Annotated in this window: 16 protein-coding genes and 1 other RNA gene; 11 read left to right on the plus strand and 6 right to left on the minus strand. The window is 51.0% G+C overall.

All coding sequences use genetic code 11. The annotated features are described in order from the left end of the window. The first annotated feature begins 37 nt into the window (after positions 1-37). The 3 genes from ppiD (at position 38) to LVQ79_RS05025 (ending at position 2967) form a co-directional block, all read left to right on the plus strand. A complete protein-coding gene (gene ppiD / locus LVQ79_RS05015) occupies positions 38-1909 on the plus strand; it encodes a peptidylprolyl isomerase (protein WP_232864113.1) in 1872 nt (623 codons plus the stop codon). A gap of 163 nt (positions 1910-2072) precedes the next feature. Further along, the gene (locus LVQ79_RS05020; RefSeq protein ID WP_232864281.1) at positions 2073-2444 is read left to right on the plus strand and encodes a helix-hairpin-helix domain-containing protein; all 372 of its coding nucleotides are present in this window, start codon (positions 2073-2075) and stop codon (positions 2442-2444) included. 124 nt (positions 2445-2568) lie between these two features. Continuing rightward, entirely contained in the window at positions 2569-2967 is a 399-nt protein-coding gene (locus tag LVQ79_RS05025; RefSeq protein WP_151994744.1) for a YbgC/FadM family acyl-CoA thioesterase, read from the plus strand. Between the two features lie 49 nt (positions 2968-3016). Here LVQ79_RS05025 and queC read toward each other — a convergent pair whose 3' ends face one another. Beyond that, positions 3017-3712 (minus strand): 7-cyano-7-deazaguanine synthase QueC, encoded by a 696-nt coding sequence (gene queC, locus LVQ79_RS05030; protein WP_232864114.1) that lies wholly within the window; start codon positions 3710-3712, stop codon positions 3017-3019. Positions 3713-3776: 64 nt separating this feature from the next. Further along, positions 3777-5480: an SgrR family transcriptional regulator gene (locus tag LVQ79_RS05035; protein ID WP_232864115.1), complete on the minus strand. Its 1704-nt coding sequence runs from the start codon at positions 5478-5480 to the stop codon at positions 3777-3779. A gap of 103 nt (positions 5481-5583) precedes the next feature. Between LVQ79_RS05035 and cof the strand changes: the two genes are divergently transcribed. After that, positions 5584-6405 carry an HMP-PP phosphatase gene (cof, locus tag LVQ79_RS05040; RefSeq protein ID WP_232864116.1) on the plus strand — a complete coding sequence of 274 codons (822 nt, stop codon included), beginning with the start codon at positions 5584-5586 and terminating at the stop codon, positions 6403-6405. A 42-nt stretch (positions 6406-6447) separates the two neighbouring features. Here the strand turns inward: cof and LVQ79_RS05045 are convergent, their stop codons facing one another. Continuing rightward, positions 6448-7497, minus strand: coding sequence for a PLP-dependent cysteine synthase family protein (locus LVQ79_RS05045; protein WP_232864117.1), 1050 nt, complete (start codon positions 7495-7497; stop codon positions 6448-6450). A 114-nt stretch (positions 7498-7611) separates the two neighbouring features. On the opposite strand from LVQ79_RS05045, the gene LVQ79_RS05050 reads away from it, so the two are divergent. From LVQ79_RS05050 to amtB, 5 genes are all read left to right on the plus strand, one after another. Then, entirely contained in the window at positions 7612-8073 is a 462-nt protein-coding gene (locus LVQ79_RS05050) for an Lrp/AsnC family transcriptional regulator (protein WP_064516763.1), read from the plus strand. Positions 8074-8139: 66 nt separating this feature from the next. Continuing rightward, positions 8140-9918 (plus strand): SmdA family multidrug ABC transporter permease/ATP-binding protein, encoded by a 1779-nt coding sequence (locus LVQ79_RS05055; protein ID WP_232864118.1) that lies wholly within the window; start codon positions 8140-8142, stop codon positions 9916-9918. Then, on the plus strand, positions 9911-11689 hold the full coding sequence (locus LVQ79_RS05060) for a SmdB family multidrug efflux ABC transporter permease/ATP-binding protein (RefSeq protein WP_232864282.1): 1779 nt from the start codon (positions 9911-9913) through the stop codon (positions 11687-11689). The genes LVQ79_RS05055 and LVQ79_RS05060 overlap by 8 nt, the downstream gene beginning before the upstream one ends. Positions 11690-11942: 253 nt before the next feature. After that, positions 11943-12281, plus strand: a complete 339-nt coding sequence (gene glnK / locus LVQ79_RS05065; protein ID WP_034458018.1) for a P-II family nitrogen regulator — start codon at positions 11943-11945, stop codon at positions 12279-12281. 31 nt (positions 12282-12312) lie between these two features. Next, positions 12313-13599 carry an ammonium transporter AmtB gene (amtB, locus tag LVQ79_RS05070; RefSeq protein WP_151994751.1) on the plus strand — a complete coding sequence of 429 codons (1287 nt, stop codon included), beginning with the start codon at positions 12313-12315 and terminating at the stop codon, positions 13597-13599. Between the two features lie 110 nt (positions 13600-13709). Here amtB and tesB read toward each other — a convergent pair whose 3' ends face one another. Beyond that, a complete protein-coding gene (tesB, locus tag LVQ79_RS05075) occupies positions 13710-14570 on the minus strand; it encodes an acyl-CoA thioesterase II (protein ID WP_151994752.1) in 861 nt (286 codons plus the stop codon). A 214-nt stretch (positions 14571-14784) separates the two neighbouring features. On the opposite strand from tesB, the gene LVQ79_RS05080 reads away from it, so the two are divergent. After that, entirely contained in the window at positions 14785-15360 is a 576-nt protein-coding gene (locus tag LVQ79_RS05080; RefSeq protein ID WP_232864119.1) for a YbaY family lipoprotein, read from the plus strand. 34 nt (positions 15361-15394) lie between these two features. On the opposite strand, the gene LVQ79_RS05085 is transcribed toward LVQ79_RS05080, so the two are convergent. After that, positions 15395-15703 (minus strand): MGMT family protein, encoded by a 309-nt coding sequence (locus LVQ79_RS05085; RefSeq protein ID WP_151994754.1) that lies wholly within the window; start codon positions 15701-15703, stop codon positions 15395-15397. A gap of 171 nt (positions 15704-15874) precedes the next feature. Between LVQ79_RS05085 and ffs the strand changes: the two genes are divergently transcribed. Then, an RNA gene (gene ffs, locus LVQ79_RS05090) (signal recognition particle sRNA small type) lies at positions 15875-15971 on the plus strand. 151 nt (positions 15972-16122) lie between these two features. On the opposite strand, the gene LVQ79_RS05095 is transcribed toward ffs, so the two are convergent. After that, complete coding sequence (locus tag LVQ79_RS05095) at positions 16123-18099, minus strand: alkyl/aryl-sulfatase (RefSeq protein WP_232864120.1); 1977 nt, start codon at positions 18097-18099, stop codon at positions 16123-16125. Between the last annotated feature and the right edge of the window lie 91 nt (positions 18100-18190).

Below are 18190 nucleotides of genomic sequence, written 5' to 3' on the forward strand. Positions count from 1 at the left end.
GTTTACCATTCACACTACAGTGGAGTGTTGTTACACCATGATGGACAATTTACGTACGGCGGCAAACAGCCTCGTAATCAAGATAATTTTCGGGATCATTATCGTGTCATTCATTTTGACTGGCGTGAGTGGCTACCTGATTGGCGGTAGTGCCAACTACGCCGCAAAAGTGAATGGCCAGGAAATCAGCCGGGGTCAGTTTGAAAATGCTGTTGCCAGTGAGCGTAATCGCCAGCAGCAACAGCTTGGCGAACAGTTCTCTGTGCTAGCCGGCAATGAAGGCTACATGAAGCAGATGCGCCAACAGGTGCTGTCGCGCATGATTGATGAAGCGTTAATGGACCAATACGCCAAACATCTTGGTCTTGGCATCAGCGACGAACAAATCAAACAAGCCATCTTTAAAGAACCCGCATTCCAGAACAACGGCAAATTCGATAACGCGCGTTATACCGCGATTATCGGCAATATGGGTATGACTGCGGATCAATACGCTCAGGCACTGCGTAATCAACTCACCACTCAGCAGCTGATTAATGCCGTTGTGGGTACTGATTTCATGCTGGCGGGTGAAACTGACGAACTGGCAGCCCTGGTGTCGCAGCAACGTGTGGTTCGTGAAGCCACAATTGATGTAAACGCACTGGCTGCGAAGCAGGAAGTTTCCGAGCAGGAAATCAACTCCAGCTATGAGCAGAACAAAAACAACTACATTGCCCCTGAGCAGTTCAAAGTAAGCTACATCATGCTTGATGCGGCTTCTCAGAATGTCGAAATAGCCGATACAGATATTCAGGCTTACTACGACCAGCATCAGGACGAGTTCACTCAGCCTCAACGTAACCGTTACAGCGTGATTCAGACTAAAACTGAAGCCGAAGCTAAAGCGATTCTTGATGAACTGAGCAAAGGCGGTGATTTTGCTGCTCTGGCAAAAGAAAAATCAGCTGACATTATTTCCGCCCGTAACGGTGGTGACATGGGTTGGCTTGAACCAGGCACTACACCTGATGAGCTGAAAAATGCCGGTCTGAAAGACAAAGGCCAGCTTTCTGGTGTGATCAAATCTTCTGTTGGCTTCCTGGTTGTTCGTCTTGATGACATTCAGCCTGCGCAAACTAAACCATTGGCAGAAGTAAAAGACGCCATTGCTACGAAAGTGAAGCAAGAGAAAGCGGTTGATGCTTACTACGCGTTGCAGCAGAAAGTTAGCGATGCGGCGAGCAATGACAACGAATCTCTGGCAAGTGCTGAAAAAGTCGCTGGTGTTAAAGCTGTCGAGACCGGTTGGTTTGGTCACGACAACTTACCTGCTGAGCTGAATTTCAAACCTGTTTCAGATGCTATTTTCAATGGTGGTCTGGTCGGTGCGAATGGTGCTCCGGGTATGAACTCCGACATCATTACAGTAGATGGTGATCGTGCGTTTGTTATTCGTGTCGCTGAGCACAAAGCTGAAGCTATCAAACCGTTGGCTGAAGTTCGCGAGCAAGTTATCGCGCAGGTTAAACATCAGAAAGCTGAGCAACAAGCTAAGCTGGATGCAGACAAGCTGCTGAATGCGTTGAAGTTGGGTAAAGGTGATGAAGCTATGAAAGCCGCTGGCTTGAGCTTCGGTGAAGCGAAAACGCTGACCCGTACTGGTCAGGACCCAATCAGTCAGGCTGCCTTTAATCTGCCATTACCAGCAAAAGATAAGCCAGCCTACGGCGTGGCAAATGACATGCAGGGTAATGTGGTTCTGTTAGCTCTGGATCAAGTTAAACCTGGTGACATGCCGGCAGAACAGAAAAAAGCGATGGTTCAGGGTATCACCCAGAACAACGCCCAGATCACTTTCGAAGCGCTGATGACCAACTTGCGCAAAGAAGCGAAAATTAAGATGGGTGACAGCATCGAACAGCAGTAATTAACCTCGAGGTTTCTCGCAGTTAACTGCAATGCTCTGCAACATTCAAAGGCCGCTTTCGCGGCCTTTTCCACATTTGAAGATTGCCATTTGTAGCTGTTTTTTTTCCTCGGTAAGGTGGCTTCGCTGTCAACACACAAGGAGAAACAGCATGAAAACAGGAATCAAAAGTGGAATACAAGCAGTGTGCATTGCCGTGGCATTTATTGGTACAAGTATCTGCACTCAGGCTTTGGCTGCCCCAGTTGCTGTCAAAAATGATACGGCCCAAGCTCAACAGCGCAGCGATAAAACCCCTGCAACCCCCGTTGCAACCGCTAAATCGAGCGATGCTGATGATGGCGTGGTAAGTATTAACACGGCGAGCGCAGAAGCTTTAGCAAAAGCAATGAATGGTGTTGGCTTGAAAAAGGCGCAGTCGATAGTGAGTTACCGGGAAGAGTACGGCCCATTCAAGGCACTGGAACAATTGCAAGAGGTACCAGGGATTGGCAGTGCATTGGTAGAACGTAATCTGTCTCACATTAAGCTTTAACGCTTAGTGCTCCTTGCTCGCGCAGGCGGGAAAGTTTGCTATGCTAAATAACAGGTCATACCAGTTTGGTGTGGCCTGATACCTCACCTGAATATTAAAACTACAGTGAAAGGGTTTTAGCGCTATGCAAACACAAATCAAAGTTCGGGGTTACCATCTTGATTTCTATCAGCATGTTAACAATGCCCGCTACCTTGAGTTTCTCGAAGAAGCCCGCTGGGAAGGGTTGGAAAATGCGGCAGGATTCCAATGGATGACAGAGCACAACATCGCCTTCATCGTGGTGAATATCAACATCAATTATCGTCGTCCGGCGGTGCTTGGTGATTTGCTACGTATTGAGAGTTCGTTACAACAACTCAATGGTAAAAGCGGTGTTTTGAGCCAGGTGGTTAAACTTGAACCAGAAGGTGAGATCGTCGCAGATGCGTTACTGACTTTCGTTTGTATCGATTTGAAAACTCAGAAGTCGGTTCCACTGGAAGGGGAACTGCGGGAGAAGTTAGTTCAAATGATGGAGTAATCAAGTCGATAAAGGGGCGTGGCAATTAGCGGACCACGCCCACTAATATTTATTTCAGGCCGGTTTTCTTTTTCATTGCTGCCATTACCCCAGGTTTATCCGCCAGGAAATGGTTAAGCCCGTTAGAACGCAGGTTGCAGGCGGCACATTCGCCACAGCCGTCGCCTTTAATGCCGTTATAGCAGGTCAGCGTTTCGCTACGCACCAGATCCAGTTGCTGCCAGTAATCCGCCAACGCCCATGTTTCTGCTTTATCGAGCCACATCAGTGGTGTTTCGAAGCGAATATCGCGAGCCATGCCAAGACTTACGGCATGATTCAGAGCTTTTACGAATTCATCACGACAATCCGGGTAACCGGAGAAATCCGTTTCACAAACACCGGTGATCACCGCTTCGGCCTCAACCTGATAAGCGTAAATCGCCGTCAGCGTCAGGAACAGAATATTGCGTCCTGGAACAAAAGTGCTTGGAATACCTTTTTCTTCGGGATCGTATCCTGGTATTGGAATGCTATCGCGCGTCAGGCTGCTGACAGCCAGTTCATTCAATAGCGTTACATCCAGCACTTTATGCGCACGCGCACCCAGTTTCAGCGCCAGTTCACGAGCAACGTCAATCTCAGCACGGTGGCGCTGGCCATAATCAAATGTCACACAGTGGACTTCATCATACTGCTGTAATGCCTGAATCAGGCAGGTTGTGGAATCCTGGCCACCACTAAAGACGACAACTGCACGTTTCATGAGTAATCCTGTTAAACAGCTAAAAACCTATGGTAACTCGTGGGCAGATAGCTGCCCAGCTTCTTCACGCCATCGTTGGTGGCGGTATCCACGCCTGGGTAAAATCGAACCAGCCCCAGGCGTTGAGCTCAATGCCGTTGACACCCGGCGGCGCGCTGATTTGGTAGCGGTAATTAAACAGCGGCGAGACTATCGCATCACGCATTAGTGCGCTGAATACTTCCTGCAAACCGGTGCTGCGCGCGTGTTCATCCGGGTGGATTTGTACGCGGTCAAGCGTTGCCTGCAAATGGGTGTACTGGCTTTCAGTAAGCACCGCTGGCCACAGCACATCGCTGCGTAACCACTGCTCCAGCGTGTAGACAGGTGCTTCGCCAATCAGACGGTCACCCATCATTAAATCGGCCTCAGCCAACGCCTCACATCCTGCCCAGTTTTTCGCATCATGAAATATCAGTGTGAGCTCGCAACCCAAATCAGCCAGATGTGTTTTAAGCTGCTGCGCCATGACGTGCAACTCAACGGGCAAGTGATAAATCAACGTTAATTGCGGCGGCAGCGTTATCGATTTGGACAATGGCCATTCGGGGAGTTTCCAGCCAGGGATCATCTCGCTGCTTGGGGTGATCAGCGACTCATCGACCGGAAGGCTTTCAATCAACTGCTGCTGCTGAATGATTTGCATCAGGAAGCGTGCCTGCTCTGGTGTTAAATTGCCGTTTTGTTTTACCGCCAGATAGCAAAATCCAAGACTGATACTGTTGCTTACAGGCCGTAAATGAACCAACTCGTCTTGCTGACCAATGGCGATTTGCACCGGATGGCGGCAACTGGTGCCCAGTTCGGTGTCGAACAATTGCGGGGTAATCCAGAACTCTACTGCTTTGAGCAGCGGGTGGCTGAGGTGGTAATACTCAAAACTCTCGATACGCACCAGGTTCTCTTTAAAGCTGTTGATGCGAAATGGCCCACAGCCGATTTGGGTATCTTCAGGATGCGCCAGGCGGCTGCAATAACTCGCCAGCCGATGCGCCAGCCAGTAATCGGGAGTATGCAATACAAAGCGGATACATTGCGTATGGGCAAGCTCAATGCTCTTCACGCTGATGAACAAACGTCGCATCGCAGGGAGCGTCAATAACATCATCAGCCGTTGCTGTAACTGCGTGGTTTCCACCGGTTCGCCATTATGCCAGTGCAGTGTCGAGCGAATGAAAAAGTACCAACTGAGGCCATCTTCGGAGACTTGCCAGTGGTGAGCCAGATCGGGCTGCGGTGCCGCGCAGTTCGAGGTGAATCGGGTGAGCCCGGCAAACACCTGGCCCGCGAGGTGCTGTTCGGCACGACCAGGCAGGAACCCCGGTTGCAACGGTTCTAATGGGCGATAGTAGGGAATACGTAAAGTCGGCGTATCGTTTTGCCATTGCCCTCCAAGGAACGGTTGCAGCAATTGGCGCAACTGTTCAGGGGCGATTTGCGCAAGCTCTAGCGCATTCTGGTGCTGCCCTTTATGGAGTACTTGCTCCATCATTCCGGAACGCACGCTTTCTGGAGTCACCAGAAAACTCAATGTTCCGCGTTTACCGCGCCCAGACTGAGCATGCCATGTCAGCCAACCCGCATCTTCAAGTTGATTAAGCAGCGTTCGTACATGGCGCTCACTGCAAAAGCAGCGCGCCGCGAGTTCAGCTACCGTCACTTGCTGCGGTTCTCCCGCCGAAGGCTGCCATAAGCGTTGAAATTGGTTTAATCGGTTTAACAGTCGCATTGGTGTAAACCCGGAACAATTTTCAGAAAGTATTCACTATTAGTTCCGTATATGCCAGGCGATACTGCCCTCAGTGTTTTAGTCGTCACAAATCGGAGTAAACATGGCTCGTCTGGCTGCATTTGATATGGATGGTACGCTGTTAATGCCCAATCATCTTTTGGGTGAAGAAACCGTGCGTACTCTTAACCGTCTGCGGGATGAACGCCAGATAACCCTCGCGTTTGCCACGGGCCGCCATGTGCTGGAAATGCGTCATGTGCTGAGCAAACTCTCCCTTGAAGCGTTTTTGATTACCGGCAACGGCACGCGTATTCACTCAACGCAGGGCGATCTTCTGCATCGCCAGGATCTATCTCCTGAGGCGGCGGAAATGGTTATCCACGGGCAGTGGGACACTCAGGCGAGTCTGCATGTGTTTAATGACACCGGTTGGCTCACCCAATATGAAGTCGGCGAAATGTTGAATGCTCACGTTTATAGTGGTTTTAGCCCGAAAATTGTCGACGTCAAACGCCTCCCGTCCGATGAAGTCACCAAAATTTGTTTCTGCGCTCCTCACGAGGATCTTGTTCGTTTGAAAGTTCAGTTGGATGAGGCTTTGGGCGGGCGGGCATTCTTATGTTTCTCGGCAGTAGATTGCCTGGAAGTGTTACCGATTGGCTGCAATAAAGGCTCTGCGCTCAATGTATTGAGCCAGCACCTGGGTTTAACGATGAAAGATTGTATGGCATTTGGCGACGCGATGAACGATCGCGAAATGCTCTCAAGCGTGGGTCATGGTTTGATCATGGGCAACGCAATGGCGCAACTGAAAGAAGATTTACCGCATTTACCTGTTATTGGGCACTGCAATAAACAGGCTGTTTCTCATTATTTGACGCATTGGCTAGATACACCAAACCTCACTTATTCCCCCGAATGATAAGGCATTAAGCCGGCCGGGCGTTTGCCCGGCTTTTTTTCGTTATCTTTCAAGCAGCTTTTCGATTTCCGCTCGAGCTGGCAGCACATCACCAATATTTGCTTTCACCCACTCTGCGTTGTAATAGGTTTCGAGATAGCGCTCACCACTGTCACAAAGCAGTGTCACAATTGAACCCGTGCGGCCTTCAGTGCGCATGCGTGCAGCCAATTGCAGAACACCCCACATATTTGTGCCAGTTGATGCGCCAACTTTGCGGCCGAGAATCGTTTCCAGCCACTGCATAGTTGCAATGCTTGCGGTATCTGGCACGCGCATCATTTCGTCAATGACATCCGGGATAAACGACGGTTCGCAGCGTGGGCGACCAATCCCTTCAATTTTGCTGCCAATGGCACTGCGCAAACTGCAATCACGATTCTGCCAGTAATCCATAAATACAGAGTTTTGCGGGTCGACTACGGTCAGTTTTGTTGGGTGGCCCTGGTAGCGCAAGTAACGCCCGATGGTCGCCGATGTACCGCCAGTGCCCGCGCTCATTACAATATAATCTGGCACCGGGTGAGACTCATGTTCCATTTGGCGGAAAATACTGTCGGCAATATTGTTGTTACCGCGCCAGTCTGTCGCACGTTCGGCGTACGTGAACTGGTCCATATAATGGCCATTCAACTCACGCTCCAGCATTTCGGAGGCCGCGTAAATTTCGCATGCGCTCTCTACGAAATGGCAGCGGCCACCGTAAAATTCAATTTGCTCTACTTTCCGTTTGGCGGTGCAGGCGGGCATGACGGCAATAAACGGTAAACCTAACAAACGGGCAAAATAGGCTTCAGAAACCGCAGTTGAACCGGAAGACGCTTCAATGATCGTCGTACCTTCTTTAATCCAGCCGTTACACAAACCATACAGAAACAGCGAGCGAGCAAGACGATGCTTGAGGCTACCCGTTGGGTGTGTGCTTTCATCTTTCAGATAGAGCTGAATACCGGGAAAACCAGGTAGCGCCAGCCGAATCAAATGTGTGTCGGCAGAGCGTTGGTAGTCGGCATTAATTTCGCTAATCGCGTGGTTTACCCAGGTACTGGTCATGGTGATGTCCGTTTGTCTATTTGTGCTTAGAGTAATGCAAATGGAAGATAAAAAAGTTGCCTTTTAGCCTTAATTGGCGATTCAATGGAGAAAAATTTTCTCCTGGATACTGCCATGTTAGATAAAATTGACCGTAAGCTGCTATCCTTGCTGCAAAACGACTGCACCCTCTCTTTGCAGGCTCTCGCGGATGCCGTTAATCTGACCACCACACCCTGCTGGAAGCGCCTGAAACGTCTTGAAGACGACGGTGTTATCCGGGCAAAAGTAGCATTACTAGACCCGGAAAAACTCGGCCTTGGGCTGACGGCTTTTGTGCTTATCAAAACTCAACAACACAGTAGTGAGTGGTACTGCAAATTTGTTTCGGTCGTTGCGGAAATGCCCGAAGTGTTGGGGTTTTGGCGTATGGCTGGCGAGTATGACTACCTGATGCGTGTGCAGGTAGAAGATATGAAACGGTATGACGATTTTTACAAACGGCTGGTGAACGGCATTCCAGGTTTAACTGATGTGACTTCGAGTTTCGCCATGGAACAGATAAAATACACCACGGCTTTGCCTTTAGAGCGCTAAGTCCCGCGCTCCCGGCCTCCAATTTCTGCCATGCATCGGCAGACGATATCTCAGGAATCTGACTGCGTGCGATTATTTGCTCAATTAAGCTGGTACTTCACCCGTGAGTGGCGACGCTATCTCGGGGCGGTTGCCTTGCTTATTATCATTGCCATCTTGCAGCTTGTGCCGCCAAAACTGGTGGGCGTGATTGTCGATGGTGTTACCCAACAGACGCTTTCAGGCACCGACGTGTTGATGTGGATTGGCGTCATGCTGGTTATCGCAGTGGTTGTCTACATGCTGCGTTACGTCTGGCGCGTACTGTTATTCGGTGCGTCTTATCAACTCGCCGTTGAACTGCGCGAAGATTACTACCGTCAACTGAGCCGCCAGCACCCCGAATTTTACCTGCGTCACCGCACCGGTGATTTAATGGCGCGCGCAACAAACGATGTCGACCGTGTGGTATTTGCCGCAGGTGAGGGCGTATTAACGCTGGTGGATTCACTCGTGATGGGCTGCGCGGTGTTGATTGTGATGTCGACGCAAATCAGCTGGGAATTAACGCTGCTTGCGCTATTGCCGATGCCGGTTATGGCATTGGTTATCAAACGTTACGGCGACCAGTTACACCAGCGATTCAAACTGGCACAGGCTGCATTTTCTACGCTCAATGACCGCACTCAGGAAAGCCTGTCCAGCATCCGCATGATCAAAGCATTCGGGCTCGAAGACAGGCAGTCTGCGTTGTTTGCCGCCGAAGCAAAAGATGCCGGTGCGAAGAATATGAAAGTTGCCCGCGTAGATGCGCGTTTTGACCCAACGATTTATATCACTATTGGCACAGCAAACCTGCTTGCGATTGGCGGCGGCAGTTGGATGGTAATTCAGGGCACGCTGACGCTTGGACAACTCACCAGCTTTGTGATGTACCTCGGCCTGATGATTTGGCCGATGCTGGCGCTGGCGTGGATGTTCAACATTGTTGAGCGTGGCAGCGCAGCGTACAGCCGTATTCGCAGCATGTTGGAGGAAGCGCCTTCAGTGAAAGATGGCGAGCAAGAAGTGCCTGCCGGGCGCGGCACGGTGGAAGCCAATATTCAGGCGTTCCACTACCCGCAAACGGCACGACCGACTCTTGAGAACGTTTCGTTTACCCTGAAACCGGGCGAAATGCTTGGCCTGTGCGGGCCAACGGGTGCTGGGAAAACTACTATTCTGTCGCTTATCCAGCGCCATTTTGATATCGACCAGGGCGAGATTTGCTTCCACGGAATCCCATTGGCACAGATGCAGCTCGACTCATGGCGTAGCCGCCTGGCGGTAGTCAACCAAACGCCATTCCTGTTTTCCGACACCGTTGGCAGCAACATCGCGCTGGGTAAACCTGGTGCCACGCAGGAAGAGATCGAACACGTCGCAAGGCTTGCCAGCGTGCACGAAGATATTTTACGTCTGCCACAAGGCTATGAAACTGAAGTCGGCGAGCGGGGCGTGATGCTTTCCGGTGGCCAGAAACAGCGTCTTTCGATTGCGCGAGCATTGTTGCTCGATGCAGAAATTTTAATTCTCGATGATGCACTTTCTGCAGTTGATGGGCGTACAGAACACCAAATTCTTCATAACCTGCGCCAGTGGGGCGAAAACCGCACGGTTCTCATCAGTGCGCACCGTTTGTCGGCGCTGACCGAAGCCAGTGAAATTCTGGTAATGCAACACGGCCAGGTGGTGGAGCGTGGTAATCACGATGCGCTGGTGGGTAAGCCTGGTTGGTATCGCGATATGTATCGCTATCAACAATTGGAAGCGGCGCTGGATGATGCGCCAGAAGCAACGCCAGACGAGGAATCCGCCAATGCGTAAGGCAATCAAGCAGTGGCCAACTATCAAACGCTTGCTGGCCTACGGCTCACCGTGGCGTAAACCGCTCGCGGGAGCGGTTGTGATGCTGTGGATTGCGGCGGCTGCTGAAGTGACTGGTCCTATTCTGGTGAGTTATTTCATCGATAATATGGTGTCTGAACATCGGTTGCCGGTTGCCGCTGTGGCAGGGCTTGCGACTGCGTATTTGCTACTGTCGATTTCGGCCGCGGGCCTGCACTACTGGCAGGCATTGCTGTTTAACCAGGCAGCCGTTGGCGTAGTGCAAAAATTACGTACTGATGTAATGGATGCAGCACTACGCCAGCCATTAAGCACTTTTGATACCCAACCGGTTGGGCAGTTGATCTCGCGCGTCACTAACGATACCGAAGTGATTCGCGATCTCTACGTGACGGTGGTAGCCACCGTATTACGTAGTGCGGCATTGATTGGTGCGATGCTGGTGGCGATGTTCACACTCGACTGGCGCATGGCGACGGTGGCGATTTGCATCTTCCCGGCAGTGATTATCGTGATGTTTATTTATCAGCGATACAGCACGCCGATCGTGCGCCGTGTTCGTAGTTATCTGGCCGATATCAACGATGGCTTCAACGAAGTCATCAACGGCATGAGCGTTATCCAGCAGTTCCGCCAGCAGGCCCGTTTTGGTGAGCGTATGAATGCGGCCAGCCGCTCGCATTACCTGGCGCGAATGCAAACCCTGCGTCTCGATGGATTTTTACTGCGTCCGTTGCTTAGTCTGTTCTCTGCAATGGTGTTGTGTGGCTTGCTGATGCTATTTGGTTTTACCTCGGTCGGCACTATTGAAGTTGGCGTGTTATACGCATTTATCAACTACCTCGGGCGTCTTAATGAGCCATTAATCGAACTCACCACCCAACAATCCATGCTGCAACAGGCGGTGGTTGCAGGTGAGCGAGTATTTGAGCTAATGGACGGTAAGCGCCAGGATTACGGCAACGACGACCGCCCGCTTGAGAGCGGCCATATCGAAGTCGATAACGTCTCTTTTGCTTATCGCGGCGATCGACTGGTATTGCAGGACATTAATCTGGATGTTCCTGCGCGCAGTTTTGTGGCGCTGGTGGGGCACACAGGCAGCGGGAAAAGCACTCTTGCTAACTTGCTGATGGGTTATTACCCACTCACCAACGGTGAAATCCGCCTGGATGGTCGCCCGCTGGATACCTTGAGTCATCGCGTGCTGCGCCAGGGTGTTGCAATGGTTCAGCAAGACCCGGTGGTGTTGGCGGATTCTTTCTTTGCCAACGTTACGCTTGGGCGCGACATCAGCGAAGATGCCGTCTGGCAAGCGCTGGAGACGGTGCAACTTGCGGAACTTGCTCGAACCATGGCTGATGGAATTCATACACGGCTGGGCGAGCAGGGTAATAATTTGTCCGTCGGCCAGAAACAGCTACTGGCGCTGGCTCGGGTGCTGGTGGATGCTCCGCAGATTCTGATCCTTGATGAAGCAACGGCAAATATCGACTCTGGCACCGAGCAGGCAATCCAACAAGCACTGGCAGCCGTCCGTGAGCACACCACGCTGGTCGTTATCGCGCACCGCTTATCGACTATTACCGATGCCGACACGATTCTGGTGCTGCACCGCGGTCAGGCTGTAGAGCGTGGCACACATAGCGAATTACTGGCTGCACAAGGGCGTTACTGGCAAATGTACCAACTGCAACTGGCTGGTGAAGAATTAGCCGCCACCACGCGTGAAGAACCCGCAACCGCGTAATGCACCAAAATCACGCATAAAGCCAATGGTTATCACCATTGGTGCAGAAGCGAAACGCACCATGCACTAAAATGGTGCGTTTTTATTCTCTAAGAACTTTCTTAATCCCAGTCATCGTAATTTCACTCCTGAAAATCCCCATTTGGCGCAGCTTAGCGCGCTGAAATTACCTCTTTTTCAAATTTGGCATGACCTTTGCTTTATCTAATTCGTATCGCAGAGGCTATTACCCAATTCTGACTGGAGGGGATCTATGAAGCTGGTTACCGTGGTGATCAAACCGTTCAAACTCGAAGACGTTCGTGAAGCATTGTCTTCAATCGGTATTCAAGGGCTGACCGTGACTGAAGTGAAAGGCTTTGGTCGTCAAAAGGGTCATGCAGAGTTGTACCGCGGTGCTGAGTACAGCGTCAATTTCCTGCCTAAAGTGAAAATTGATGTGGCAATTGCCGATGATCAACTCGATGAAGTTATTGATGTCATTAGCAAAGCTGCCTATACCGGCAAGATCGGCGATGGCAAAATTTTCGTTGCTGAGTTGCAACGAGTCGTCCGCATTCGTACCGGCGAAGCCGACGAAGCTGCACTGTAATCGTCTTGCCACTCGTGAAGGGATGGAAAAAATGAAAAAATTAGCCTCTATCTTAGGCGTTGTAGCCCTGGCACTTGCGCCATCAATTGCCCTCGCGGCACCGGCTGTAGTCGATAAAGCAGACAACGCCTTTATGATGATTAGCACCGCATTGGTGCTGTTTATGACAATTCCTGGGCTGGCACTGTTTTACGGCGGCCTGATTCGCTCTAAAAACGTGCTGTCAATGCTGACTCAGATTACGGTTACGTTTGCGTTGGTTTGTGTACTGTGGGTGGTTTACGGCTACTCATTAACCTTCGGTGCTGGTGGTAACTTCTTCGGTAACTTCGATTGGGTAATGTTGAAGAACATCCAGCTCACCGCGCTGACTGGTTCTTTCTACCAATATATTCATGTTGCGTTCCAGGGCTCCTTCGCCTGTATCACTGTTGGCCTGATTGTTGGTGCACTGGCTGAACGTATTCGCTTCTCGGCTGTACTTATCTTTGTCGTAATTTGGCTGACGCTTTCATACCTGCCGATTGCACATATGGTATGGGGTGGTGGTCTGCTGGCGACGCATGGCGCAATGGACTTCGCAGGCGGTACAGTGGTTCACATCAACGCCGCAGTAGCAGGCCTGGTGGGTGCATACCTGATTGGCAAACGTGTGGGTTATGGTAAAGAAGCCTTCAAACCGCACAACCTGCCGATGGTATTTACCGGTACAGCAATTCTCTATTTCGGTTGGTTCGGCTTCAACGCAGGCTCTGCAAGCGCTGCTAACGAAATTGCTGCATTGGCCTTTGTGAATACTGTTGTTGCAACAGCGGCTGCGGTACTCGGTTGGGTATTTGGCGAGTGGGCATTGCGCGGCAAACCATCTTTGCTGGGGGCATGTTCCGGTGCTATCGCAGGACTGGTTGGTATTACTCCTGCCTGTGGTTATGTTGGTGTCGGCGGTGCATTGATTATCGGTATCGTTGCTGGTCTGGCTGGCTTGTGGGGCGTGACGCTGCTGAAAAAATGGCTGCGTGTAGATGACCCTTGCGATGTGTTCGGCGTCCATGGCGTGTGCGGTATCGTTGGTTGCATCATGACAGGTATCTTCGCCGCTCCATCCCTTGGCGGTGTAGGCTACGCAGAAGGCGTGACTATGGGCCATCAAGTGCTGGTGCAGTTAGAAAGTATCGGTGTGACGATTCTGTGGTCTGCGGTAGTCGCATTCATCGGCTTCAAAGTTGCCGACCTGACTGTGGGCCTGCGTGTACCTGAAGAGCATGAGCGCGAAGGTCTGGATGTGAACAGCCACGGCGAAAATGCTTACAACGCATAAGTAAGACATTAAATAAAATAGCGGAGCACAGGCTCCGCTTTTTTTATGCTTTCAAGATTAACCCGGACAAAACCATAAGTCGGTTCAGTGTCGCGTCAACTGGCACAATCTCAACCGCGCTTGCGCATCACGCCTTCCTGCACCGTTGACGCCACAAGAACGCCATCGCGTGAATAAAACTCACCGCGTACAAAACCACGTGCGCTCGAAGCTGACGTACTTTCCACGCTATACAGTAACCAGTCATTCATATCGAACGGACGATGGAACCACATTGAGTGATCGATGGTGGCAACCTGCATACCCGGCTCCAGGAAACCTACGCCGTGAGGCTGGAGGGCTACTGGCAGGAAGTTGAAGTCTGAGGCATAACCCAGTAAAGATTGTTGGATGCGCAAATCGGCTGGCATCTGACCATTTGCCCGCATCCAAACCTGGCGTACAGGTTCATCGACGTGGCCCTGCATTGGGTTATGGAACACCACCGGGCGAATCTCCAGCGGCTTTTCACACAGAAACTTCTCTTTGAGCGTCTGAGGGAGAAGCTTTTCAAACGCCATGGCGATTTCAGTTTCAGATTTCAGATTTTCCGGGGCAGGGGCTGTAGGCATGGTTTTTTGATGTTCAAACCCCGGCTCGGGCGCCTGGAAAGAAGCTGTCATGTAGAAAATCGGTTTGCCATTCTGAATCGCTGCCACGCGGCGAGCACTGAAACTATTGCCGTCGCGCAGAGTTTCCACATCATAAACAATCGGTTTTTGGCTATCGCCCGGGCGCAAAAAGTAACTGTGGAATGAGTGCACAAGACGGTCAACCGGCACGGTTTCTTTAGCGGCATATAACGCCTGGCCAACGACTTGTCCACCGAATACCTGACGTAAACCTAAGTCCTCGCTCTGGCCACGAAAAATACCTTCTTCAATCTTTTCCAGATTGAGTAATGCCAACAAATTGCTGAGCGCCTGACTCATAAAGTGTCCTCAGTAAAAAAATAAAATCGTGCAATTGGCCTGATTATAACAGGTTTCCAACATTCGCCACGTAGTGGCCCGACCTGATGATGTGTTTCGGTTTTGGGCAGAAATCAGTGATATGTGCCACACTTAGCATGATAAGCATGTTTAACCACTCATTACTTGTAGGCCCGTGGCCTGCTGGTGCATTGATAATAAGGAGAACAAATCAATGAAACTTGTGCACACGTTAAGTGGTTTAGCCATTGCCTTAGCAATGGCGGGATGCGCGCAGAAAAGCGCCGATATCCCAACGCCTGCACCTGCTGCAACGACCTCATCGGCAGCGGCAACGGCGCAGTCTGATATTAGACAGCCTAACGTTTCCGGTACGGTCTGGATTCGTCAAAAAGTTGCATTGCCGCCTGATGCGGTGCTCACTGTTACGTTGTCTGATGCCTCTTTGGCGGATGCTCCGTCAAAAGTGTTAGCGCAAAAAGCGGTGCGTACCGAAGGGAAGCAGTCGCCATTCAGTTTTGTGCTGCCGTATAACCCGGCTGATATACAGCCGAACGCGCGCATTATCCTGAGTGCGGCCATTACCGTGAACGATAAACTGATGTTTATCACCGATATCATTCAACCGGCTGTTAATCAGGGTGGAACAAAAGTGGATTTGACACTGGTTCCTGTTCAGCAAACCGCGGTTCCAGTTCAGACGAATGGCGGGGCGGTAACAACAGTGCCTTCAACATCACCGACTCAGGTGAACCCTTCTTCAGCGGTTCCTGCACCAACGCAGTTCTGATTGTGATGCTTAAGCGCCTCTACGGAGGCGCTCTTTAGTAATTCCAGCGATAACGTTCCATATCTATATACCCATCTCCAGAAACCATAATGCCTTCTGAAAGCAGGGCTTGCCTCTGGCGTTGCAAATCCGGGCCAGTCAGAGATATCTGTCCATGACGGTTGACCACTCGGTGCCAGGGCAGTTTACTGCCTTCGGGTAACCGTTTGAGTACGCCTCCCACTTGCCTTGCTGCACGCGGTGATCCGGCCAGGCGTGCTACGTCACCATACGTTGTGACAAACCCTTCCGGTATAGCAGCGATAATTTGGTAAACACGTTGCGGGAATGAATCGTTGTCCATAGCAAACTCCAAAACAGCCAGGGTTTAGGATAATCGGCGATGATCAAACAGGGAAGGAAAACAGCGGGTGCGCAAGAAAGCAACACCTGACCGCACCTTGCTTGCAATTGCATAGGGCAACGTGGATAATGCGCCAGCGCGTTAGGTAACTAGCGCTCTCAATGGGGGCCCTGTTGGTTCTCCCGCAACACTAATTTGTGAATTCGGTCAGGTCCGGAAGGAAGCAGCCGCAGCAGATGACGTGTGTGCCGGGATGTAGCTGGCAGGGCCCCCACCCAATTCTGGCGCATGTAAAATTTCAACATGCTTATGCCTGTCTCTGTTCTACTTCGCCACACTCAAAAAAAACACAAAACAAAAAAATGCCCTGCAACTTGAGTCACAGAGCATCAGGGATAAAGCGTAATTATGTATCTGGCTTATGGCGTAACGATATTGAACCAGAAGTTAAACTTGTCCATATAGCCCAGCACTTCATCTAGTTTGCCTGCATCACCCGTGATTTTCACATCACCTTTATCTTTCGCCTGCTGCAATGTTTCTTCTTTCAAAATAATACGGTTGAGCGTATCGCGGGAAAGATTGATCGTTGCGTCAGCGTTGCTGGCTTCTGAATTTGGCGTGTGGTTAAGCACCCCGTTTTCCAGTTCCAGTTTGTACTTCCCGCCCTGGTCGCCGAAGTTGAAGTTCAGCACCGCGTGGGCATTCGCCGCTTTCTCACCGTTGACATGGACAGCCATGTAATCGAAGAACATTTCTGGCGTCATCGCACGAACGGTATCCGGGCTGGCGGTATTTGGCGTAGGGCCTTTAATCACGCCATTACGCAATTCCTGCGCACCCGTCAGATAGAAGTTACGCCATGGGCCGGATTCTGCCTGATACCCCATCTGTTCCAGCGCATCGGCTTCGAGGTTGCGGGCCGTTTTGTTGGTTGGATCGGCAAACACCACTTTGCTTACGACCTGCGCCACCCAACGGTAATTCCCTTGGCTGTAATCAGATTTCGCTTTTTGCAGAATGCTGTCCGCACCGCCCATGTATTCAACGAATTTCTTCGCGGATTCTTCCGGCGGCAGTTCATCTAGGGTTGCCGGGTTGCCATCGAACCAGCCGAGATAGAACACGTAGGTGGCTTTCACATCGTGACTAACCGAACCGTAATAACCTCGACTCGCCCAGGTTTTCGCCAGTTTCGGTGGCAGTTTGAAGTTCGCGGCGATTTCATCGCGCGTCAGACCTTCGTTTGCCATGCGCAACGTCTGATCGTTGATGAAACGATACATATCGCGCTGACCTTTCATCAGGTTAACGACGTTATCCTGGCCCCAGGTCGGCCAGTGGTGCTGGGCGATAATAATTTCCGCATCGCTGCCCCAGCGGTCAATCGCGGCATTAATGTATTTAGACCAAGCCAGCGGGTCGCGGATTTTCGCGCCGCGCAGAGAATAGGTGTTATGCAGCGTGTGAGTTACATCCTCCGCCGCTTCGATCATTTTCTTCTCTTTGACATACCACAGCATTTCCGACGGCGCTTCAGAACCCGGAGCCATCATAAAGTCGTAAGTCAGACCATCGATCACTTCTTCCTGGCCGGTATGCGTGATGTAGTTGGTTGGTGCCAGCAGCGTCACGGTACCCGCAGAGGTTGTGGTGCCCAGACCCGCGCCCACCTGGCCTTTAGCATTGGCTGGCAGCAAGTTGCCGTACATGTAACTTGCGCGGCGGCTCATGGCGTTACCCGCCATAATGTTTTCGTCGACGGCAGAGCCCATAAAGCCTTGTGGAGCATACAGTTTCACTTTGCCCGCTTTGACATCGGCTTCATCAACCACGCCGCGCACGCCGCCGTAGTGGTCAACGTGGCTGTGGGTGAAAATCACCGCCACTACAGGTTTTTTGCCGCGATTTTTGTAATACAGTTCCAAGCCCGCTTTCGCGGTTTCAGCAGAAACCAGCGGGTCGACAACGGTAATCCCGGTTTTACCTTCAATGATGGTCATATTAGAAAGGTCGAGATTACGAATCTGATAAACACCGTCGGTCACTTCAAACAGACCGCTGATATTAATCAACTGGGACTGGCGCCACAGGCTTGGATTAACCGTCGCTGGCGCTTTGTCGCCCTCTTTAATAAAGGCGTATTGCTGTGGATTCCAGATAACATTGCCTTGCTCGCCCTTTATCACATCCTGTGGCAGTGCAGCGATAAAGCCTTTATGAGCATTCACGAAATCGGTGTGATCAGAAAACGGGAGCTGCTGATAAAGCGCTTCATTGGCTTGTTTTGTTGCAGGTGTCGCATCGTTAGTGGGCGCTGGAGTTGCTGCGTTAACTGACAGTGTCGTCAGTAACCCCGCGGCAATCAGGCTGTTGGCTATTAGATTCAATCTCATTAATTCAACCTCAGAAATTAATAAATTCTAAAAGATAGAAGATATGTTTCGATAATTTAAATAACCTGTGGATTAACACAGGCAATTTTAA

The organism is Buttiauxella cochleicola (assembly GCF_021282405.1).
Lineage (GTDB): Bacteria > Pseudomonadota > Gammaproteobacteria > Enterobacterales > Enterobacteriaceae > Buttiauxella > Buttiauxella massiliensis.

Excerpts from the sequence above, each read along its gene's own strand:
- LVQ79_RS05045 (WP_232864117.1), bottom strand. The coding sequence starts at position 7,497 with ATGACCAGTACCTGGGTAAACCACGCGATTAGCGAAATTAATGCCGAC.
- tesB (WP_151994752.1), bottom strand. The coding sequence starts at position 14,570 with ATGAGTCAGGCGCTCAGCAATTTGTTGGCATTACTCAATCTGGAAAAG.
- glnK (WP_034458018.1), top strand. The coding sequence starts at position 11,943 with ATGAAGCTGGTTACCGTGGTGATCAAACCGTTCAAACTCGAAGACGTT.
- LVQ79_RS05035 (WP_232864115.1), bottom strand. The coding sequence starts at position 5,480 with ATGCGACTGTTAAACCGATTAAACCAATTTCAACGCTTATGGCAGCCT.
- amtB (WP_151994751.1), top strand. The coding sequence starts at position 12,313 with ATGAAAAAATTAGCCTCTATCTTAGGCGTTGTAGCCCTGGCACTTGCG.
- ppiD (WP_232864113.1), top strand. The coding sequence starts at position 38 with ATGATGGACAATTTACGTACGGCGGCAAACAGCCTCGTAATCAAGATA.
- LVQ79_RS05085 (WP_151994754.1), bottom strand. The coding sequence starts at position 15,703 with ATGGACAACGATTCATTCCCGCAACGTGTTTACCAAATTATCGCTGCT.
- LVQ79_RS05060 (WP_232864282.1), top strand. The coding sequence starts at position 9,911 with ATGCGTAAGGCAATCAAGCAGTGGCCAACTATCAAACGCTTGCTGGCC.
- LVQ79_RS05095 (WP_232864120.1), bottom strand. The coding sequence starts at position 18,099 with ATGAGATTGAATCTAATAGCCAACAGCCTGATTGCCGCGGGGTTACTG.
- LVQ79_RS05025 (WP_151994744.1), top strand. The coding sequence starts at position 2,569 with ATGCAAACACAAATCAAAGTTCGGGGTTACCATCTTGATTTCTATCAG.
- LVQ79_RS05080 (WP_232864119.1), top strand. The coding sequence starts at position 14,785 with ATGAAACTTGTGCACACGTTAAGTGGTTTAGCCATTGCCTTAGCAATG.
- cof (WP_232864116.1), top strand. The coding sequence starts at position 5,584 with ATGGCTCGTCTGGCTGCATTTGATATGGATGGTACGCTGTTAATGCCC.
- queC (WP_232864114.1), bottom strand. The coding sequence starts at position 3,712 with ATGAAACGTGCAGTTGTCGTCTTTAGTGGTGGCCAGGATTCCACAACC.
- LVQ79_RS05050 (WP_064516763.1), top strand. The coding sequence starts at position 7,612 with ATGTTAGATAAAATTGACCGTAAGCTGCTATCCTTGCTGCAAAACGAC.